The organism is Metapseudomonas boanensis, from assembly GCF_042232855.1.
GTDB lineage: Bacteria > Pseudomonadota > Gammaproteobacteria > Pseudomonadales > Pseudomonadaceae > Metapseudomonas > Metapseudomonas boanensis.
Window position 1 is genome coordinate 4624509 of record NZ_CP113889.1, and the last position, 18891, is coordinate 4643399.

Genomic DNA, 18891 nt, shown 5'->3' on the forward strand with positions numbered 1-18891 from the left:
CCGAAGCCGCGTTGCGATAAGGCCCTGCCGGGCATTGGTTCTGGAGGCGCTCATTCCCGCTGACAGGACAGCATCGCGAAAGGAGTGTGGCGCCCTTACCAGCGCGCCACGGGGTCGACGATGAATCAGAAGAAGCCCAGCGGATTGATGTCGTAGCTCACCAGCAGGTTCTTGGTCTGCTGGTAGTGGTCGAGCATCATCTTGTGGGTTTCACGGCCGACGCCGGACTTCTTGTATCCGCCGAAGGCGGCGTGAGCCGGGTAGAGGTGATAGCAGTTGGTCCAGACGCGGCCGGCCTTGATGGCGCGACCCATGCGGTAGGCGCGATTGATGTCGCGCGTCCACAGACCGGCGCCCAGGCCGAACTCGGTGTCGTTGGCAATCGCCAGGGCTTCGGCTTCATCCTTGAAGGTGGTGACGCCCACTACCGGCCCGAAGATTTCCTCCTGGAACACACGCATCTTGTTGTGCCCCTTGAGCAGGGTCGGCTGGATGTAGTAGCCGGTGGCCAGGTCACCTTCCAGCTTCTCGGCTGCACCGCCGGCCAGCAGCTCGGCGCCTTCCTGCTGGGCAATTTCGAGGTAGGAGAGGATCTTCTCGAACTGCTGCTGCGAGGCTTGGGCGCCAACCATGGTCTCGGTGTCCAGCGGGTTGCCGCGTTTGATCGCTTTGACCTTCTTCATCACCTCGGCCATGAACGCCGGGTAGATGGATTCCTGCACCAGGGCGCGGGATGGGCAGGTGCACACCTCACCCTGGTTGAAGAAGGCCAGCACCAGGCCCTCGGCGGCTTTCTCGATGAAGGCCGGCTCGGCCTGCATGATGTCTTCGAAGTAGATGTTCGGGCTCTTGCCGCCCAGCTCCACGGTCGACGGGATGATGTTCTCGGCGGCGCACTTGAGGATGTGCGAGCCCACCGGAGTCGAGCCGGTGAAGGCGATCTTGGCGATACGCTTGCTGGTGGCCAGGGCCTGCCCAGCTTCTTTGCCGAAGCCCTGAACGATGTTCAGAACGCCGGGCGGCAGCAAGTCGCCGATGATTTCCGCCAGCACCATGATCGACAGCGGAGTCTGTTCTGCGGGTTTGAGCACCACACAGTTGCCGGCAGCCAGGGCCGGAGCCAGCTTCCAGGCGGCCATCAGCAGCGGGAAGTTCCACGGGATGATCTGTCCGACCACGCCCAGCGGCTCATGGAAGTGGTACGCAGCGGTGTGTTCGTTGATTTCGGCGGCACCGCCTTCCTGGGCACGGATGCAGCCAGCGAAATAGCGGAAATGGTCGGCGGCCAGCGGGATGTCGGCGTTGAGGGTTTCGCGCACGGCCTTGCCATTATCCCAGGTTTCAGTGACAGCCAGCACTTCGAGATTCTGCTCGATGCGATCGGCGATCTTCAGCAGGATGTTCGAGCGATCCTGGACCGAGGTGCGGCCCCAGGCATCGGCGGCGGCGTGGGCAGCGTCCAGCGCTTTTTCGACATCCTCGGCGCCGGATCGTGGGAACTCAGCGATCACCTCGCCGGTCACTGGCGAGGTATTGGTGAAGTACTGCCCCCCCAGCGGCGGCACGAACTCGCCACCGATGAAGTTGCCGTAACGCGGCTTGAAGGAAACGACGGCGCCCGGAGTGCCTGGTTGTGCATAGATCATGGCGTTGCTCTCTCTGGTCGGGTCCTGCCCGGGTGGGCAGGTGGTGAACCGATCTTAGTCAGCCGCCGCCGGGCACCGGTATGCGCCCATGGCACAGGAGCCCTCGTCATTTGGTAGTAGAAGCACGGCGGGCTCTGGCCCGCTGCGCTCAGGCCAGAACCTGCGCATCCTGGTGTACGCGGACCGGCGTCTTCTTCGCACTGGGCATGGAGCTGCCCTCTGGTCGATAGCCCAATCGCAGCCCGCCCCAATGCCGTCCATTGACGAAGATCGGCACCGAAAGATCATGCATCAGCTCGCCGGTGTCGCGCGTGTAGGTCTGCAGCAGCAGCGGTTGCTGATGGCTGCCGCAGCGCAGGCCGGTGCGGTCATTGAACAGACGCTTGCTACGGCTTCGTGCCATGTCCCGCTGAGGGTCGCCGGTTGGCGCCTGGCTGAAGGCCAGGTTATGGGTGGGCACGTAGCCTTCCGGGGTGCAGGTAATAGCAAACACCATGCCTTCATGGCCCTTGAGCAAAGGCTCCTGGATATCTGGCAGTACCTGGTCGGTGTAGCGGTCGAAACGCGTCCCGTACTTCTGCGGATAGGTGTTCGGGACCGGCTTGAACTGCCGGTCGAACAGGTCGTCGAGGCTGACCCGTCCGAGTCGGATGTCTTCCTCGAAGCGAGCCGAGATGCGTGCCGCACCCTCCCTCGCGAGGTCGTAGATCCGCTGGTGATAGTCGTCCAGCCCGACTTCAGCCAGCCGCTCGCTGATGGTCTCGGCCTGACCTTCCAGTTCGCTGGCGGCATTGGCCAGGCGGCGGGTCTGCTCGTCACTGACGCTGAGGTCACTGCGCATCTGGCCGACGGCTACGAAGAGGCTGGACAGCTGGTCCCGGTTGGTCAGAGCCGCGCTGGCAATCTCGGTGATCTGCCCTTCCGCAACCGCTGCGAGCCCGGCGATCTGTTCAAGTTGGAGGCCGGTGCGCTCCACCTGGCCGACACCGGCATCGAGGTCGCAGGAGAGTTGCTGGATCTGCTCCACCACCTCGGATGTCTGACGCTGAATGTCGGCAACCATCTGCCCGACTTCCTCGGTGGCGCCGGCCGTGCGCCCGGCCAGGCCGCGCACTTCATCGGCCACCACGGCAAAGCCGCGCCCGTGCTCACCCGCCCGGGCCGCTTCGATAGCCGCATTCAGGGCCAGCAAGTTGGTCTGGCTGGCGATGGACTGGATGACCTGCGCGACCCGCTGGATTTCTTCGCTGCGCTGGCTGAGGGCAGCGATCAATTCGCGGCTTGCTCGGGCCCGGGCGCTCAACTGGTGCATCAAGGCGATGGCCGCCTGCAAGACCTCACGGCCCTCTTCACTGCTGATACGGGCATCGTGGGCCGCTGCGCTGGCCTGCTGGCTGAGGTTGGAGGTGGCGGCTTCGGTAGTGATCATCACATCGGCGCTTTCAACGATGCGCTCGGCAGCGGACAGCTGCGATTGCAGGCGTTCGGCAAGACGTTCCACCGAATAGGCCACGCCAGCGGCAGACAGCGCGTTGTGGCTGGTACTGCGCGACAGGTCGCGGGTCAAGCGGGCGATATCCAGGACAGCCTCCTGGGGCTCGAGCGCCCTCCTCACCCCCTTGCCCGCGAACAGGAGCAGCCAGGGCAGCGGCAGGCACAGGGCCATGCCCAGCCAGGGCGGCAGTCCGGCCAGCGCTACCGCGCTTGCAAGCAGGAGGATCAGCAGGCTTTGGAACAGGCAGTCACGCATTGCATACCCCGTTTTTGTCATTGTTTTCGGGTATTAGGCGGCCTACGGCCATTACAGGCTATGGTTCCTTGGTCGTAGAAATCGCCACGGGCGTAGGATCGAATATCGCTTTAGCTATCCGCCATCATCGCGGCCAGGCATGGCAGCTGCGGTGGATCGATGAGGGGTGATCCTCCCTACGAAAAAGCCCGCCGCAACGCGAGGCCGCGGCGGGCTGGGTCAGCGGATCAACGCTTGGCGACGACTTCATCCTTCGGCAATTTGAAGGTCCAGAGCATGCCGCCCTGGTTCAGGTCCTTGATGCGTTTTGCCACTTCACCACCCCAGAGCGGCACCGCGCCACCCCAGCCGGAAAGGACGGAGACGTACTGTTCCCCATCCATTTCCCAGGTAATGGGCGAGCCGATCACACCGGAGCCGGTGTTGAACTCATAGAGTTTCTTGCCGGACTTGGCGTCGAAGGCCATCAGGTAACCCTCCGGGTTGCCGGTGAATACCAGGTTGCCCTTGGTAGCCAGCACCCCGCCCCACAGCGGTGCGTAGTTCTTGTACCGCCAGACTTCCTTGCCGCTCTTCGGGTCGATGGCGCGCAGCACGCCGATGTAGTCCTCGTTCAGCGGTTTGATGGTGAAGCCCGCACCAAGGTACGCCGCGCCTTTCTTGTAGGAGATGTTCTCGTTCCACATGTCCATGCCCCACTCGTTGGAGGGCACGTAGAAAAGGCCAGTGTCCTGGCTGTAAGCCATGGGCATCCAGTTCTTGCCACCGAGGAAGGACGGCGCGACAAACACCGCGCTGCCGTGCTTGCCATCAGCACCAGGCGCGCCGGGGCGCTTATCGGTGTTGTAGATCGGCCGGCCGTCCTTATCCAGGCCCTTGGCCCAGGTGACTTCATCGACGAAGGGGAAGCCACGGATGAACTTGCCGTTGGTGCGGTCCAGTACATAGAAGAAGCCGTTACGGTCGGCGGTGGCCGCCGCTTTCACCGTTTTGCCGCCATCCTTGTAGTCGAAGGACACCAGCTCGTTCACGCCGTCGAAATCCCAACCGTCATGCGGGGTGGTCTGGAAGTGCCACTTGATCGAGCCGTCGTCCGGATTCAGGGCCAAGCGCGAAGAGGAATAGAGGTTGTCGCCCAGGCGCAGGTGCGAGTTCCACGGCGAGGGGTTGCCGGTCCCGAACAGCAGCGAATCGGTATCCGGGTCATAGAAACCGCCCAGCCAAGGCGCCGCGCCGCCGGTCTTCCACAGATCGCCCGGCCAGGTCTTGCCAGCTTCGCCGCCGGAGATGCCGCTCTCGACCTTCTTGCCGTCCTTGTAGACGTAACCCATGTGCCCTTCCACGGTTGGGCGGGTCCAAAGCAGCTCGCCATTGGTGGGGTTGTAGGCCTCGATCTTGCCCACCACGCCAAACTCGCCACCCGCCACACCGGTGATCAGCTTGCCCTTGACCACCAGGGGGGCCGCAGAAATGGAATATCCGGCCTTGTAGTCAGCCACGGTCTTGCGCCAGACGACCTTGCCGGTGTCCTTGTTCAAGGCAACCAGCTTGGCGTCCAGGGTGCCGAAGATCACCAGGTCACCATAGAGGGCCACACCGCGGTTGATGACGTCGCAACAGGGCATGATGCCGTCAGGCAGGCGCGCGTCGTACTGCCAGAGTTTGCGCCCCGTACGTGCGTCTACCGCGAACACCCGCGAATAGGAGCCGGTCACGTACATCACACCGTCCTTGACCAGCGGCTGGGCCTGCTGGCCACGCTGTTTCTCACCGCCGAAGGACAAGGTCCAGACCGGGCGCAGTTCCTTGACGTTGTCGCTGTTCAGCGTGTCCAGGGTGCTGTAGCGCTGACCCTGCAGCCCCAGGCCATTGGTCACCACCTGGTCAGTGGACTTGGCATCGCCAAGGATGTCTTCGTCGGTGACACCGGCCAGAGCGGTCATGCTGGCCAGCGCCATGGCGACGCACAGCAGGGTCCTGGCGAAAGGCTGGTTAGGTGTGGCGTGCTTCATTGCGGCTACCTCTGCGGGCTTGTTGTTGTGACCCGGGAAAATTTCCCGGTCTGCCGCAAATTCTTGGTTCCCCTCCCTATTGCAACAATTGAACGCAGTGCTGATTTTTCTAGTCCGTTGGTAGCAATACCCTCATGTCCAGGGCCAGGTAGCAACCCGTTCCGCCCCCAGCAACATCATCAGGAACAACCAGACGCAGGCGCCCAGCAGAGGCCACCGAAGACGACGTCGAACCGTTCTCGTTCCGTTGCGAAGGTGACGGGAAGACGCTCCGCATGGGTCGCGGGCTCGAGCGGTTCTCATGTCCATCTCACCTGGAGTTGTCGTTCATGCCGTTGACCAGCTCAGGTACGTGAATGACATGCACCTGAGATGAGCGTAGCCCCACCTCCTGTCGCTTCACGTGGCACTCAGCCGCCATTTGCAGCCGGCTGGCAGCACCGTCAGCAGGAAGGTGCCGCCGCGGTCGGGCTAGAAGGAAAAATCGACCTTGGTCCACAGGGTGCGGCCGGGCTCATTGATGGCAATCGGGTCGGCCGGGAAGCCGAAGCCGGCGTCGCCCGCCCGGTTCAGGTGCTCCGCGTAATCCTTGTCGAAGAGGTTATCGAGGCCAGCGCTGAGTTTGAGGCTCCGACTGACCCGGTAGGCGCCGTTAAGCGAGAACACCCCGAAGCCTGCGCTGTTGCCGAAGTCCTGACCCACCACGTTGCCCTTGCCCTCGGCAACACGGTTCTGTGCTGCTACCACGCGCCACAGGGCGCCTGCACTCCAGTCGCTCTGCTCGTAAGTCAGACCGAAGCGGGCTTCCAGAGGCGGCATTTGTGGCAGCGCCTCGTCATCCGAACTGTTCTTGCCCCAGGCGTAGGCCAAGGTGGCATCGGCTTTCCAGTTGCGGTCGATCGAGTAGGCCAATCCCAACTCACCGCCCATGATGCGGGCATCGATGTTCTCCGCCCGCGAGGCTGCGCCCATCATGCTCGGCGTGTAGGTGAAAAGGATGTAATCCCGTACCTGTCCGACATAGCCGGAGGCCCAGGCCTCCAGCCCGGCATCTGCATACTGGATGCCGAAGTCGAGCTGGGTGGTCTTCTCCGGTTCGACGCCCTCGAAGGCATTCAGCGAGCCTGCCGGCCCCTGGCTTGGCGAGAAAAGCTCCCAGTAGTCGGGGAAGCGCTGCGTGTGTCCCATGCCGGCATAGAGAGTGGTCGGTCTATCCGCCAGGTCATGTTCGTAACGCATGAATCCGCTGGGCAGCGTCTCTGCGCGGGTGTCGTCGGCGGTCGGGTTGGGCATCCCCATCTTGCCCAGGGTCTGGCGAAAATCCCGAGCTGAAGACCGGTCCAGCCTCGCCCCTGTGATCGCCCGATTACGCTCGGCGATGTACCAAGTGGCTTCAGCGAAGGCTCCATAGTTGTGCGCAATGGAGTCCTTGCTCCAAGGGAACTGGTCAGCATCGGTAAAGGCTCTGCTCATCATGTCGACGCGCGAGCTGCGTTTGCGGTGCTCGCTGCGCAATGCGTCGACACCGGCCACCAGTTCCACGTCCGTCCATTTCAGCGTGGCGGAGACGCGCCCACCCACGGTGCGGCGATCGACGTTGGAGGCCATCGGCATGGACATCACGCTGCTCGGGTCTGGATCGCGCAGGCTGAAGTTGTCCATCACGTGGTCGGCGTAGTTGTAGTAAAGCTGCGCTTCTACCTTATCCAACACCTCGCCCAGGTTGTTTCGCTCGAAACGCAGGCCCAGGCTTTCACGCAGGAACTGCGAGCCATCCATGCTGCGCCCGGCATAGCGAGCCTCGCCATCACCTTTACCGGCGCTAAGTTCGACCAGGGTGTCGGCATCAGGTGTCCAGCCCAAGGCCACGTCGCCATTCCACTTGTTCCAGCGAGACGGCACGGTATCGCCATTGCCGTCCTCGTAGTCGTCCGACTGGGCGTGGTTACCAACCATGCGCAGATAGCCCTGCTCGCTGCCGACGGCACCATCCAGCACCTTGTCGAAACGACCGCTGGAGCCTGCCAACAGGCTGCCATTGAGGCGGCTGCCCAACTCACCGAAGCGCTCGGGCTCACGCTCGAACAGCACCGTACCCGCCGAGGCGCCCGGCCCCCAGAGCACAGTCTGCGGCCCCTTGATGACGGTAAGTTTGTCGTAGGTCTCCGGGGATATGTAGGAGCTGGGCGAATCCATTCGGCCAGGGCAGGCGCCAAGCATCAGCCCGCCGTTGGTGCGGATATTCAGCCGCGAGCCGAACATGCCCCGCAGCACCGGGTCGCCATTGGTGCCGCCATTGCGGATGACAGCGAAGCCGGGAATGGTCTTCAGGTAGTCGGCCGCATCACTGGCCGGTACGGGCTGGCGCGCATCCTTGGGGTCAGTAACCACGGTCAGCGGAGAACTCTGCTGCTCGGCTGTTATGACAATGGGCTCGATTTCAGCGGGCGGGGTTGCGCTGGCGAGGGCTTCGCCAGCCGAATCGGCGGCGAAAGCAGGCAGGCTGAGCGCGAGCAGCATGGCAGCGCCCCGCGTGTAGGTAGATTTTCGGTTCATCTTGCAGGTTCCTTGAGCATGATCCGTCGGCCCACTGAGCCGCCATCGGGCGCCTGGTCGTCAGACCGGACGCATCACGGCAATGGCGGTGTCCTGGGGCGAATTGAACGAGGTGCATCAGCCCGCGACAGGTGCGGGACGAGCCGGATCAAGCCTGGGGAGAAGCTCGAGGATTGGCGGAAGGCCAGTGATAGCGCGGCGGCGCCTTGCAGCGGGCCTCGCGGGCGGAGGGTCGTGACCGCTCGGGCCGAAGGAGCCAAGCCAGGCCGAAGAGTACAGCGATGCTGAGCGTGATGGACGCACAGAGTGGACAACTGAACGTGCCGGACCAACCGTTGCCAACTGCGCCGCCGCTGTCATCCATGGCAGGCCCGCTATCGGGGCCAGAGGCGCAGAACTCGCCACCGATGCCGCTCAGCTGCAGGCCCATCATCTGCCCGTGGTGGAGGCCACATGCGAACAGATTGAACAGGACGCAGGCATACTGCATCCAGGCAATCAGCGAGCGGTCTTGGCGGGCGAATTTCATGGGCGGCGACTCTAGCACCGGGCCTTCGGGGACGGGAGATGGCCAGACGTGGTCGATTGCCGCAGGCCAAGAAGGGAGCTAACCGGCCGATAACCGCACATTTGCCAGGGTTCAGCAGTGTTTTCCGATTGACTGTATTAACTGGTTCGTACATTTTAACATTACTGATCGTGCCCGTTCTGCGGGCCCTAATAAGAAACGGAGAACCTCTGGATGACCCGCACTGTCCTGGTGCTCAACGGCCCGAACCTGAATCTGCTCGGTACCCGCGAACCGGCTACCTACGGCCATGAAACCCTCGCCGATATCGCCGCCTTGTGCAGCCGCACCGGCGCCGAACTGGGCTTTGAGACGGACTTCCGCCAGACCAACCATGAAGGCGAACTGATCGACTGGATTCACCAGGCGCGCGGTCGCATCAATGGCATCGTGATCAACCCTGCTGCCTGGACCCACACCTCCGTCGCTATCCGCGACGCCCTGGTAGCCAGTGAGCTGCCAGTGATCGAAGTCCACCTCTCCAACGTGCACAAGCGCGAAGAGTTCCGCCACCACTCGTTCGTGTCCGCCATCGCGGTCGGCGTGATCTGCGGCCTTGGCAGCCATGGTTATCGCCTGGCGCTGCAGCATTTCAACCAACTGTTCAGCCAGGAGTGAAACCATGAGCCAATCCCGCTCCCCAAGCGTTCTCGCCGGCCTCATCGGTGCCGGCATCCAGGCATCGCGCACCCCTGCCCTGCATGAGCATGAAGGCGACGCCCAAGGCATGCGCTATCTCTATCGACTGATCGACCTGGATGCGCTGAAGCTCGACGCCAGCGCCCTCCCCGACCTGCTGACGGGCGCCGAACGCATGGGCTTCACCGGGCTCAACATCACCTTCCCCTGCAAGCAGGCGATCATCCCACTGCTTGATGAACTTTCGCCGGAGGCGCGAGGCATCGGCGCCGTGAACACCGTGCTGCTGAAGGACGGCAAGCGTATCGGCCACAACACCGACTGCCTGGGCTTTGCCGAGGGCTTGCGTCGCGGCCTGCCAGATGTCGCCCGTCGCCAGGTCGTGCAGATGGGTGCCGGTGGTGCGGGTTCCGCCGTGGCTCACGCGCTGCTGGCCGAGGGTGTCGAGCGCCTGACCCTGTTCGAAGTGGACGCCAGCCGCGGCCAAGCGCTGGTCGATAACCTGAACGAGCACTTCGGTGCCGGCCGCGCCATGCTCGGCAGCCACCTGGAAAGTGCAATGGCCGAGGCCGACGGACTGGTCAACACCACGCCAATCGGCATGGCCAAGCTTCCGGGCACCCCTGTACCGGCAGAGCTGCTGCGGCCTGAGTTGTGGGTGGCGGAGATTGTCTACTTCCCGCTGGAAACCCAACTCCTGCACGACGCCCGCGCGATCGGCTGCCGCACCCTGGATGGCAGCACAATGGCCGTATTCCAGGCGGTGAAAGCCTTCGAGCTGTTCAGCGGTACCAGTGCAGATGCGCCGCGCATGATGGCGCATTTCGCCAGCATGAATGGCTGAAGGCGTCCCGCCCGAGTAGGTTGGGCCGCGCGGCGATCCGCTGAGCTCCGCGAAGCCCAACCTTGTATCTACCGACTCAAGCCCTACCCGCTTCGCTTTTCCTGTGTAAGCGAATTCATTCGCGATGCAGGCCTGTCCCTTTCCCCCTCAATCCAGCACCGGCTTCAACAGCGCTTGAGCCTCGTACAGCGGAGTCAGGTAACGCTGGCGCATTTCTTCACCGCTCATCCGTGAAGCATGGGTAGTAATGGTGAGGGTCGCCTTGAGTTCACCCTTGCGGTTCTTCAGCGGCACACCGAGCACGCACATGCCCACTTCGTATTCCTGATCGACGACGGCGTAGCCCTGAGTGGTGACCTTGCGCAGTTCCTCCTCCAGCTCCGCGACGCCGGTGCGGGTGAAGGGCGTCAGCGGGCGCAACTCCACCCGAGCGAAGTAGGCGTCCAGCTGCGCCTCATCGAAATCCGCCAACCAGATGCGCCCGCTGGCGGTGCAGTACATGGGCATGCGCGAGCCGGGGCGGATGGAAAGCGAGGCGATATGGCTGTAGCGGCTACGGACGATATGCACGATGTCGTCACCATCGCGTAGCCCCACCGACACGTGTTCCTGCGTGGTCCGTGCCACCTGCTCGACTATCGGCCGCAGCATTCGCGGTAGCTGCGCCGAGTCCACATAGGCTTGGCCGATGCGCAAGGCCTTGGCTGTCAGCCAGTATTGACGCCCATCGGTTTCGGCGAAGCCCTCGTGCACCAGGGTCAGCAGGAAGCGTCGGACGGCACTCTGGGTCAGGCCGGACATCGTGGCTGCCTGGGGCACGCTGAGGCGCGGGTAGTCCTCGCTGAACAGTTGCATCAACGTCAGGCCTTTCTGCAACCCCGCGATCAAGTCTCGCTGGTGAATCACCGGCGTCTTCATTCCCCACTCCTCTGGATACTCGGCTTATTTCGCCGAAGAGTGCGATTATCGCAGTCAGACTGCGATTAACAAGCAAAACACCTTTCAGCTTCATTGTTGGTGCCTTGGGCCGCTGGCAATACTGCCGGCACAACAATACGCCTCAGGAGATCGACATGATCCGTGGTTCGACCGAACTGGTAGCCATCATCGGCAGCCCCATCGCTCAGGTGAAATCGCCGGCCAACTTCAATACCTGGTTCGAGCAGAACGGCCAGGAACTGGCGATGGTCGCCATCGATATGGCCGAGTCAGGGCTGGCTGCCTTCATCGACGCCCTGCGCGGCTGGCGTAACCTCCGCGGCTGCGTGGTGACTGTGCCCTATAAGCAGGTGCTGGCCGAACGCCTCGACGGCCTCAGCCCGCGCGCCGCAGCACTGCGTTCGGTGAACGTGATCCGCCGCGAGGCCGATGGTCGCCTTCTGGGCGACAACGTCGATGGTGAAGGTTTCCTCAAGGCCGCTCGCGCCCATGGTTTCCAGCCGGCCGAAAAGCGCGCCCTGGTGGTCGGTTCCGGCGGCGTTGGGGCGGCCATCGCCTATGCCCTCTGCGAATCCGGCGTGCGCCAGTTGGTGATCGCCGATCTCGACAAGCCCCGCGCCGAAGCCCTCGCCAAGCTGCTACGCGCCGCCTTCCCGCAACTGAATATCGGCAACCAGTATGCCAACCTGTCGGTTTTCGACCTGGTGGTGAACGCCACCCCGGTGGGCATGGGCGGCAGCGGTGAACTGCCCCTTGCCGGCCAGCTGCTGGAAACCCTGAACCCGTCCGCACTAGTAGCCGACGTGGTAACCAACCCGGTCATCACCCCCTTCCTCGAAATCGCCCGCGAACTCGGCTGCAGAATCCAGACCGGTCCGGAGATGGCCCGCGCGCAGATGGGCAATCTCGGTCACTTCATGGGCGTGATGCCACTGGACGTCTGAGGAGAGCTACCGTGAATACAACCGCCCAATTTCCCCGTGGTGTAGTCGTGGCGGAAGCCTACGACCTGATCGTCCTCGGCAGCGGCGCCGCCGGTTTCACCGCGGCCGCCACCGCCGCCTGCAAGGGTCTCAAGGTATTGATCGTGGAGAAGGCCGCCACGTTCGGTGGCACCTCGGCCATTTCCGGCGGCGCCGCCTGGATCTTCGATAGCGACCAGGCCCGCGCCGCTGGCATCCAGGACAGCCCGCAGGCCATCCGCACCTATCTGCGCAAGACCATAGGCTCCGCCTTCAACCCCGAGCTGGTCGAAGCCTTCATTCAGCGCGGCCGCGAAGCGCTGCACTTTCTCGAACAGAACACCGAGCTGGCCTATGCCCTGCGCCCCTTCTCACCGGACTACTACCCATTGGAAGAAGGCGCTACCGACCGTGGCCGCGCCCTGGAAGTGGTCGAGTACGACGGCCGTCTCCTGGGAGCCCGATTCAAGGACCTGCGCCGGCCGCCGGAGGGCATGCTGCTGTTCGGCGGGATGATGGTGAATCGCGTCGATATCCAGCATTTCCTCAGTTTCCGTCGATCTCCACGATCCCTCTGGCATTGCCTGAAGCTGCTGGCCCGCTATGGGCTGGACCGGCTCAGCCACGAACGCGGCACGCGCCTGACGGTGGGCAATGCACTGATCGCCAGGCTGGCCACCACCGCCTTCGCCAAGGGGGCCGAACTCTGGCTGAACAGCAGCGCCGAGTCGCTGGTCCTCGACCAAGGGCGCGTCCGTGGTGTGCGAGTGCGTTGCAACGGCCAACTGCTGGAACTGCATGCCCGCGGCGGCGTGGTCTGCGCCATGGGCGGCTTCGCTGCCGGTGCCCAGGCGGCTGACTATCGGCCGGACACCGGCAGCGAGCACTGGACGATGTCCCCCGAGACCAACGACGGCGTCGCTCTGGCCCTGGGTGAAACGGTGAATGCGGCAACCGGCAATGGCTTGGCGGCCAATTTCTTCTGGGCCCCGGTGTCCGTGCTTCCCCGCCTCGGCAACGAGCTGGAGCGTTTTCCGCACTTGGTCACCGACCGTGCCAAGCCGGGGATCATTGCCGTGAACCGGGCGGGACGGCGCTTCACCAACGAGGCAGACTCCTACCACAGTTTCGTCCAGGCCATGCAGCGACCCGGCAATGCGCCCTGCTGGCTGATCGGTGATGCCGAGGCGCTGGGGCGCTATGGCATGGGCCTGGCGCGACCGAGCCCGGTCGACAATCGCGCGCTGGAACGGGCCGGTTACCTGCACCGCGCCGACACTCCGGAGCAACTGGCCCGCGCCATAGGCGTGGACCCACAAGGCCTGGTCGCCACACTTGCACACCACAACGAGGACGCCCGCGCCGGTGTCGACAGTCAGTTCGGCAAGGGCGCCACCAGCTACAACCAGTCCCTGGGCGACCCGCACCACCAGCCCAACCCGTGCCTGGCACCCCTGACCAAGGCGCCCTGGTACGCCATCCGCTTGCACACCGGCGACCTCGGTTCAGCCCGCGGCCTGGTGACCGACGCCAATGCCAATGTCCTCGACCGGCAGGGTGCGCCCATCGCCGGCCTCTATGCCGCCGGCAATGACATGAACTCGATCATGGGCGGCACCTATCCCGGTCCCGGCATCACCATCGGCCCGGGCCTGACCTTCGGCTATCTCGCCGCCACCCATGTTGCCGAACGCCTGCAATCCAACCACTGAGGAAACACCATGTACTACGAGCTGCGTACCTACACCATCAAGCCCACCAAACTTGCCGATTGGCTGGCCCTCTACCGCAGTCATTGCCTGGAGTTGCAGACCGAGCGCCTGGGCAAGCTGGTGGGCTTCTTCACCACCGAGTTCGGCGAGGCCAACCAAGTAGTACACATCTGGGCCTATGAAAGCCTGGACGAGCGCATGGCGCGGCGCACCGCCATGGCCGCCGATCCGCGCTGGGCGGAATTCGGCCGGCTGAACAAGGAGCTGGATGCGGTGGTGCATTTGGAATCCCGGCTGATGCGCCCCACCGGCTTCTCCCCGCTGCAATGAGGGGCGCAACCGGACACCAGTGCGATGTGCTGGTAATTGGTTCCGGGGCCGCAGGCCTGGCGGCGGCAGTGACCGCCGCCCATCTGGGCTTGAAGGTTCTGGTTGCGGAGAAGGCCAGTCAGTTCGGCGGGACCAGCGCCTGGTCCGGCGGCTGGCTGTGGATTCCACGCAATCCACTGGCCATGGCAGAAGGCCTGGAGGATTCGGCCGAGGCGGTGGAACGCTACCTGTGCGCCGAACTGGGCACCAACCAGCTGGACGAACGCCTGTACGCCTTCCTCCGCCACGGGCCGGAAATGGTGGAGTTCTTCCAGCGCTACACCCACGTGCAGTTCTACTCCGGCAGCCGCATGCCGGACATGCACGACTCGCCCGGTGCTGCACGCGGCGGGCGCTCCCTCTGCGCCCAGCCGTTCGACGGTCGCCAGCTCGGCCCATGGTTACAAGCCCTGCGCCCGCCACTGGACCTGATCAGTCTCGGCGGCATGGGCATTGCCGGCGGCGCCGATCTGGCGCACTTCTTCAATGCCAGCCGCTCACCGCGCTCGGCCTGGTACGTCGCCGGGCGTTTGCTGCGTCACTGGCGCGACCTCCTCTTGCACGGCCGCGGTCTGCATCTGGTCAATGGCAACGCACTGGTGGCGCGGCTCCTTCGTAGCGCCCTGGACCTGGGCGTGAGCCTGGAGGCCAACGCGCCGGCCCTGGGCCTGCTACGCGAGGGCGACCGGGTGGTGGGTGCCGAGCTGCAACTGAATGGCCAGCGGGTGCAGGTCCGGGCGGACCGGGGCGTGGTCCTGGCCTGCGGCGGTTTTCCCCATGATCGTGGGCGGATCGACCAGATGTTCGAGCACCAGAACCATCTTTCCGCCGCGCCCTCGACCAACAGCGGTGAAGGCCTGCGCCTGGGCGAAAAGGTTGGCGCCCAGGTCGTCACCGAGATTTCCAGCCCTGCCGCCTGGGCCCCGGTATCTCGGGTGCCGCGCGCGGATGGCAGCCATAGCGGCTTCCCGCACCTGATGGATCGCGCAAAGCCCGGCTTTATTGCGGTCCTGCGCAACGGCAAGCGCTTCACCAATGAGGCCGATTCCTATCACGACTTCATGAACGCTCTGTTCCGTGCCACCTTGGCCGGCGAGGAGCCTGCCGCCTGGCTGATCTGCGACCACCCTGCGCAGCGCCGCTATGGCATCGGCTGGGCCAGGCCCTTCCCCTTCCCTACCGCCAACTATGTGCGCAAAGGTTATCTATTCAGATCGGCGACACTCGCAGGGTTGGCGGCACTATGCGGATTGGATGCGCAGCAACTGGAAGCCACGGTCGCCGAATTCAATCGGCATGCACGCAACGGCGAAGATCCGCACTTCCAGCGGGGTGCCTCGACCTACAACAAGGCCCAGGGCGAGCCGCTGCACGGCCCGAACCCATCCCTGGGTGCCTTGGCGAGAGGCCCGTTCTATGCGGTGAAGCTGGTGCCCGGAAGCCTCGGGACGTTCGCAGGGTTGCGTACCGATGCCTCGGCACGGGCGTTGGACGCGGACGGAGATGTCATCCACGGGCTGTACGCAGTGGGTAACGACATGGCCAGCGTGATGGCTGGCCACTACCCCAGCGGCGGTATCACCCTGGGGCCGGGCATGACCTTCGGCTACCTTGCCGGCCAGGCGCTGGCGGCGGAAGCCGTCGGGACCAGCGATGACGAAGCAACGACTCGCAGATCATCGCCTTGCGGCGCGGCCTGACCTGTTCGACAGCCAATTTGCAGAGAACCTCACCGTCGAAATCAGACCATGCCGACAGGCCTGCTCTGTCCGACGGGCTGATGTTGGAAGATCACGCCTCATCGATCCACCTCGTCCGCAAGGCTGGGTGATTGATCGCGACGTTGCAGCCAGGCGGCGGCCAACCCGCTGAGACAAATGATCGCGATCCCCACCACCGTCGTCTGCTCCGGCGTGTGGGAAAAGATCACGAACCCCAGCAAACCCGCAAAGACGATCTGGCAATAGCCGAAAGGCGCCAGCAAGGCTGGTGCCGCCTGGCGAAATGCCTGGGTGAGAAACAGATGCGCCGACATCCCCAAGCCGCCCAGCCCCACCAGCAACAAACCATGGCTGAAGCTCGGCACCTGCCAGAAGAACGGCACCAGGGCAGACATCACCAGCGTGTTGCACAACCCGGCGAAGAAGTTGCTGGTGGTCGGACTATCGTGCTCTGCGACCATCCGGGTGAGTAGCTGATAGAAGCAGAATCCGGTGGCCGAGCCCAAGGGCAGGAGCACCGCTGGAGTGAAAAGCTCACCGCCCGGTCGAACGATCACCATCACCCCGGCAAATCCCAACACCACCGCCACCCACTGCCCCAGCGTGACGCGCTCCTTGAGCAGGGGCAAGGACAGCGCGGTGACCAGCACCGGAGCGAGGAAATTCACCGCTGTCGCCTCGGCCAGAGGGATGAACATCAGTCCGGCGGTGAACAGTAGGCTCGTACTCAGCAGGCTCAATGCGCGGAGAACCTGGAACACCGGCCGACGGGTGCGCAGCACGCGCAGCCCTGATTGCGGCAGGAAGATCCCCGCCATCAGCAGGGTATGGACCAGATAGCGGGCCCAGACCACCAGGACCACCGGGTAGAAGCCGCAAAGGTACTTCGACAGGGCGTCGTGCCCGGCAAAGAGGAAGGTAGCCAGAACAACCAGCAGGATTCCCCGCAGTGGCTGATTGACTCCGGACAGGGGCGTGCTGGCAGTGCTCATTTATTTCTCATGGAAAGGGCGCCGCAGCCGCCTGCCGCGCCTGAGACGGAGAGGTCAACCCAGCGCCAGCAACGCGCGGGCCTTGGCGAGCGCCATGTCAGCGCGCTGCTGTGCACTGACGCCCTGCTCCAGCAACTGGCGGGTCGGTATTTCCAGGCTCAGCGGGATAGTCGCCGGCAAGACACTCAGCAGACCCTGCAGGTCGCAATCGCCATCACCCGGGAAGCGCCGCTCGTTACGCGCCTGACGGAGGATTTCCTCCATGCTGTCCGGCCGGGGACCCGCCACATCGCAGAGCTGGGCGTAGCGCATGCGTGCCGGCGGTACCTTGGCCAGGTCCTCCAGGCGCGAGGCAGAACGATTGAAATGGAAGGCATCCACCAGCACGCAACCATTGGCCCGGCCAGCGTTCTCGACGATCCGCCGGGCCTGGATCAGGTCGCGTGCATCGGTCCAGGGCATGAACTCCAGATGCGGATGCAGGCCATACTGGTCCGCCAGGTCACAGAGCGCGGCGAAGTTGTCGGTCATACGGGCCTCGTTGGCATCGTTGCCAGCCACCAGCAGTTCGCTGGCGCCGAACTCCGCGCCTACGGCCAGGATCGCTTCGAAGTCGTCGACTCGGGTCTCTGCTTTAAGGCGAAGAATTTCGACATCGAGCACCTTCAAACCGGTATCTCGAAGGCGCTCCAGGGTCTGACGGCACAGCGTGGCATCCGCGACCAGCGGGAAGTGGTGCTCCTCCGGCGTCGCGGGTACCAGGCGCAGTCCGACATGGCTGTAGCCGGCACGGGCGGCCACCTCCACCATCTGTGGGGGCGACAGTTCAAGTACGGTCAGGGCCGCCAGGGAAAAAATACGTTCGTTCATGTTCTTCACTGTGTCTGGGGGCAGGATCAGAGGGTTTCTGGCGTGCAGGCACGACCGGTTTCCGCGGCCTGGCGAATGGCCTCGACCAGCGCCAGGGTGCGCCCTGCGTCGGCGGCATCGACCAGCGGGCGAGCCTCACCACGGGCGATGCGGATGAAGTGTTCCAGCTGCCGATCGAGCGCCTCGGCCGGTACGTATGCGAGTTGCTCGCTGATCAGGGGCTGGTGCCAACCGGCAACTGCCTCAGCGTAGCGCCAGTGTTTGAGCTGGGGGATGCTCAAGGCACCGCGAGTGCCCGCCAGCAGGTAGCAAGGCTGGTCCGGCTGGCGCGGGTAGACCGGGTTTTCGCCAGACGTCAGCTCCCAGCTCCAGGGCGCGGCCACCGCATCGGAGCCGGTCAGGCTGCCGAGGGCACCGTTCTCGAACTCCAGCAACACCGCGGTGCTGTCTTCATTGGCAAACCCACGAACCCGATTCCGTGTGATGGCCTGGACCTGCGCCACCTCGCCGCACAGGTGACGCAGCAGGTCGAGGTCATGGATGAGGTTGGTGAGCAGCATTCCCGCGCCCGGCTCACGGCGCCAAAGAACGTCGAAATAGCTGTCCGGCTTCTGCAGCTGCCACATCCCCGTGACCGAGGTCAGCTGCCCAAGCACGCCGCTCGCCAGTAGCTCGTGAGCACTGGCGATCAGCGGGTTATGGCGGCGATGATGGCCCACCAACACCGGTACGCCGTACCCGGCGGATGCGGCGACCAGCTCGCGAACCTCGTCCAGATGTACACCCACCGGTTTCTCCATCAACACTGGCACTCCGGCCGCGATGCAGTCGAGCGCCGTGCTCACATGCAGGTTGTTGGGATTGGCGACTATCACCGCCTGCGGGCTCACCTGACCGAGCATTCGCCGGTGATTGTCGAAGTACGGCACTCCGCAGCCAGCAGCAAACGCTGCAGCCTGCGGGCTTGGATCGGCGACAGCGCAAAGCCGTGCATCCGGCAGTTTGCTCAAGCGCTGGAAATGCTGGCGGCCCATGACGCCAGCGCCTATGAGCGCGATCTGAAGCGGTGAGTTCACGGAGGTTTTCCTCTTGTGCTTGTCGAAGCATCCGAATCAGAGTGGAACTCTGTTCCGGTTTCTATTTTCGCACTATTTAGAACTCGGTTCCATTTTATCGCAAGTGGAAAACGTATCCTGCACGCCCAGCGGTCAATCCGCAGTGCAGTCAGTGAAAGGGGTATCGATCAGCCGGGCGCTGGAAAGCCCAATGGAGGGAGCGTGCTTCTGCAGGCGCGAGTGGAGTCGCGTCTGC

15 protein-coding genes are annotated in these 18891 nt (G+C 63.9%); 6 read left to right on the forward strand and 9 right to left on the reverse strand.

What is annotated here, in order from left to right; all coding sequences use genetic code 11:
• Positions 1-125: 125 nt before the first annotated feature.
• The 5 genes from OXH74_RS21625 to OXH74_RS21645 all read right to left on the reverse strand — a co-directional run bounded on the left by OXH74_RS21625 (position 126) and on the right by OXH74_RS21645 (position 8493).
• Entirely contained in the window at positions 126-1646 is a 1521-nt protein-coding gene (locus OXH74_RS21625; RefSeq protein WP_375738790.1) for an aldehyde dehydrogenase family protein, read from the reverse strand.
• A 148-nt stretch (positions 1647-1794) separates the two neighbouring features.
• Positions 1795-3417 carry a methyl-accepting chemotaxis protein gene (locus OXH74_RS21630; protein WP_375738791.1) on the reverse strand — a complete coding sequence of 541 codons (1623 nt, stop codon included), beginning with the start codon at positions 3415-3417 and terminating at the stop codon, positions 1795-1797.
• Between the two features lie 206 nt (positions 3418-3623).
• Positions 3624-5408 (reverse strand): methanol/ethanol family PQQ-dependent dehydrogenase, encoded by a 1785-nt coding sequence (locus tag OXH74_RS21635; protein WP_375738792.1) that lies wholly within the window; start codon positions 5406-5408, stop codon positions 3624-3626.
• Between the two features lie 471 nt (positions 5409-5879).
• Entirely contained in the window at positions 5880-7964 is a 2085-nt protein-coding gene (locus OXH74_RS21640; RefSeq protein WP_375738793.1) for a TonB-dependent copper receptor, read from the reverse strand.
• A gap of 148 nt (positions 7965-8112) precedes the next feature.
• The gene (locus OXH74_RS21645) at positions 8113-8493 is read right to left on the reverse strand and encodes a DUF2946 domain-containing protein (protein WP_375738794.1); all 381 of its coding nucleotides are present in this window, start codon (positions 8491-8493) and stop codon (positions 8113-8115) included.
• A gap of 213 nt (positions 8494-8706) precedes the next feature.
• Between OXH74_RS21645 and aroQ the strand changes: the two genes are divergently transcribed.
• Both aroQ and OXH74_RS21655 read left to right on the forward strand, forming a co-directional pair.
• The gene (gene aroQ, locus OXH74_RS21650; protein WP_375738795.1) at positions 8707-9150 is read left to right on the forward strand and encodes a type II 3-dehydroquinate dehydratase; all 444 of its coding nucleotides are present in this window, start codon (positions 8707-8709) and stop codon (positions 9148-9150) included.
• Positions 9151-9154: 4 nt separating this feature from the next.
• Entirely contained in the window at positions 9155-10015 is an 861-nt protein-coding gene (locus tag OXH74_RS21655; RefSeq protein WP_375738796.1) for a shikimate dehydrogenase, read from the forward strand.
• 147 nt (positions 10016-10162) lie between these two features.
• On the opposite strand, the gene OXH74_RS21660 is transcribed toward OXH74_RS21655, so the two are convergent.
• Positions 10163-10933 carry an IclR family transcriptional regulator C-terminal domain-containing protein gene (locus OXH74_RS21660; RefSeq protein WP_375738797.1) on the reverse strand — a complete coding sequence of 257 codons (771 nt, stop codon included), beginning with the start codon at positions 10931-10933 and terminating at the stop codon, positions 10163-10165.
• 155 nt (positions 10934-11088) lie between these two features.
• On the opposite strand from OXH74_RS21660, the gene OXH74_RS21665 reads away from it, so the two are divergent.
• Genes OXH74_RS21665 through OXH74_RS21680 form a run of 4 tightly spaced genes read left to right on the forward strand, consistent with a single transcriptional unit; the run spans position 11089 to position 15697 of the window.
• Positions 11089-11898: a shikimate dehydrogenase family protein gene (locus tag OXH74_RS21665; protein ID WP_375738798.1), complete on the forward strand. Its 810-nt coding sequence runs from the start codon at positions 11089-11091 to the stop codon at positions 11896-11898.
• Between the two features lie 11 nt (positions 11899-11909).
• Complete coding sequence (locus OXH74_RS21670; RefSeq protein ID WP_375738799.1) at positions 11910-13628, forward strand: FAD-dependent oxidoreductase; 1719 nt, start codon at positions 11910-11912, stop codon at positions 13626-13628.
• Positions 13629-13637: 9 nt separating this feature from the next.
• Positions 13638-13958 carry an NIPSNAP family protein gene (locus tag OXH74_RS21675; protein WP_375738800.1) on the forward strand — a complete coding sequence of 107 codons (321 nt, stop codon included), beginning with the start codon at positions 13638-13640 and terminating at the stop codon, positions 13956-13958.
• Complete coding sequence (locus OXH74_RS21680) at positions 13955-15697, forward strand: FAD-dependent oxidoreductase (protein ID WP_375738801.1); 1743 nt, start codon at positions 13955-13957, stop codon at positions 15695-15697. The genes OXH74_RS21675 and OXH74_RS21680 overlap by 4 nt, the downstream gene beginning before the upstream one ends.
• Before the next feature lie 98 nt (positions 15698-15795).
• Here OXH74_RS21680 and OXH74_RS21685 read toward each other — a convergent pair whose 3' ends face one another.
• From OXH74_RS21685 to OXH74_RS21695, 3 genes are read right to left on the reverse strand one after another with little or no spacing between them, the layout of a single operon-like run.
• Positions 15796-16710 (reverse strand): DMT family transporter, encoded by a 915-nt coding sequence (locus tag OXH74_RS21685; RefSeq protein WP_375738802.1) that lies wholly within the window; start codon positions 16708-16710, stop codon positions 15796-15798.
• 54 nt (positions 16711-16764) lie between these two features.
• Positions 16765-17580, reverse strand: coding sequence for a sugar phosphate isomerase/epimerase family protein (locus OXH74_RS21690; protein WP_375738803.1), 816 nt, complete (start codon positions 17578-17580; stop codon positions 16765-16767).
• A 26-nt stretch (positions 17581-17606) separates the two neighbouring features.
• On the reverse strand, positions 17607-18656 hold the full coding sequence (locus OXH74_RS21695) for a Gfo/Idh/MocA family protein (RefSeq protein WP_375738804.1): 1050 nt from the start codon (positions 18654-18656) through the stop codon (positions 17607-17609).
• Positions 18657-18891 lie beyond the last annotated feature (235 nt).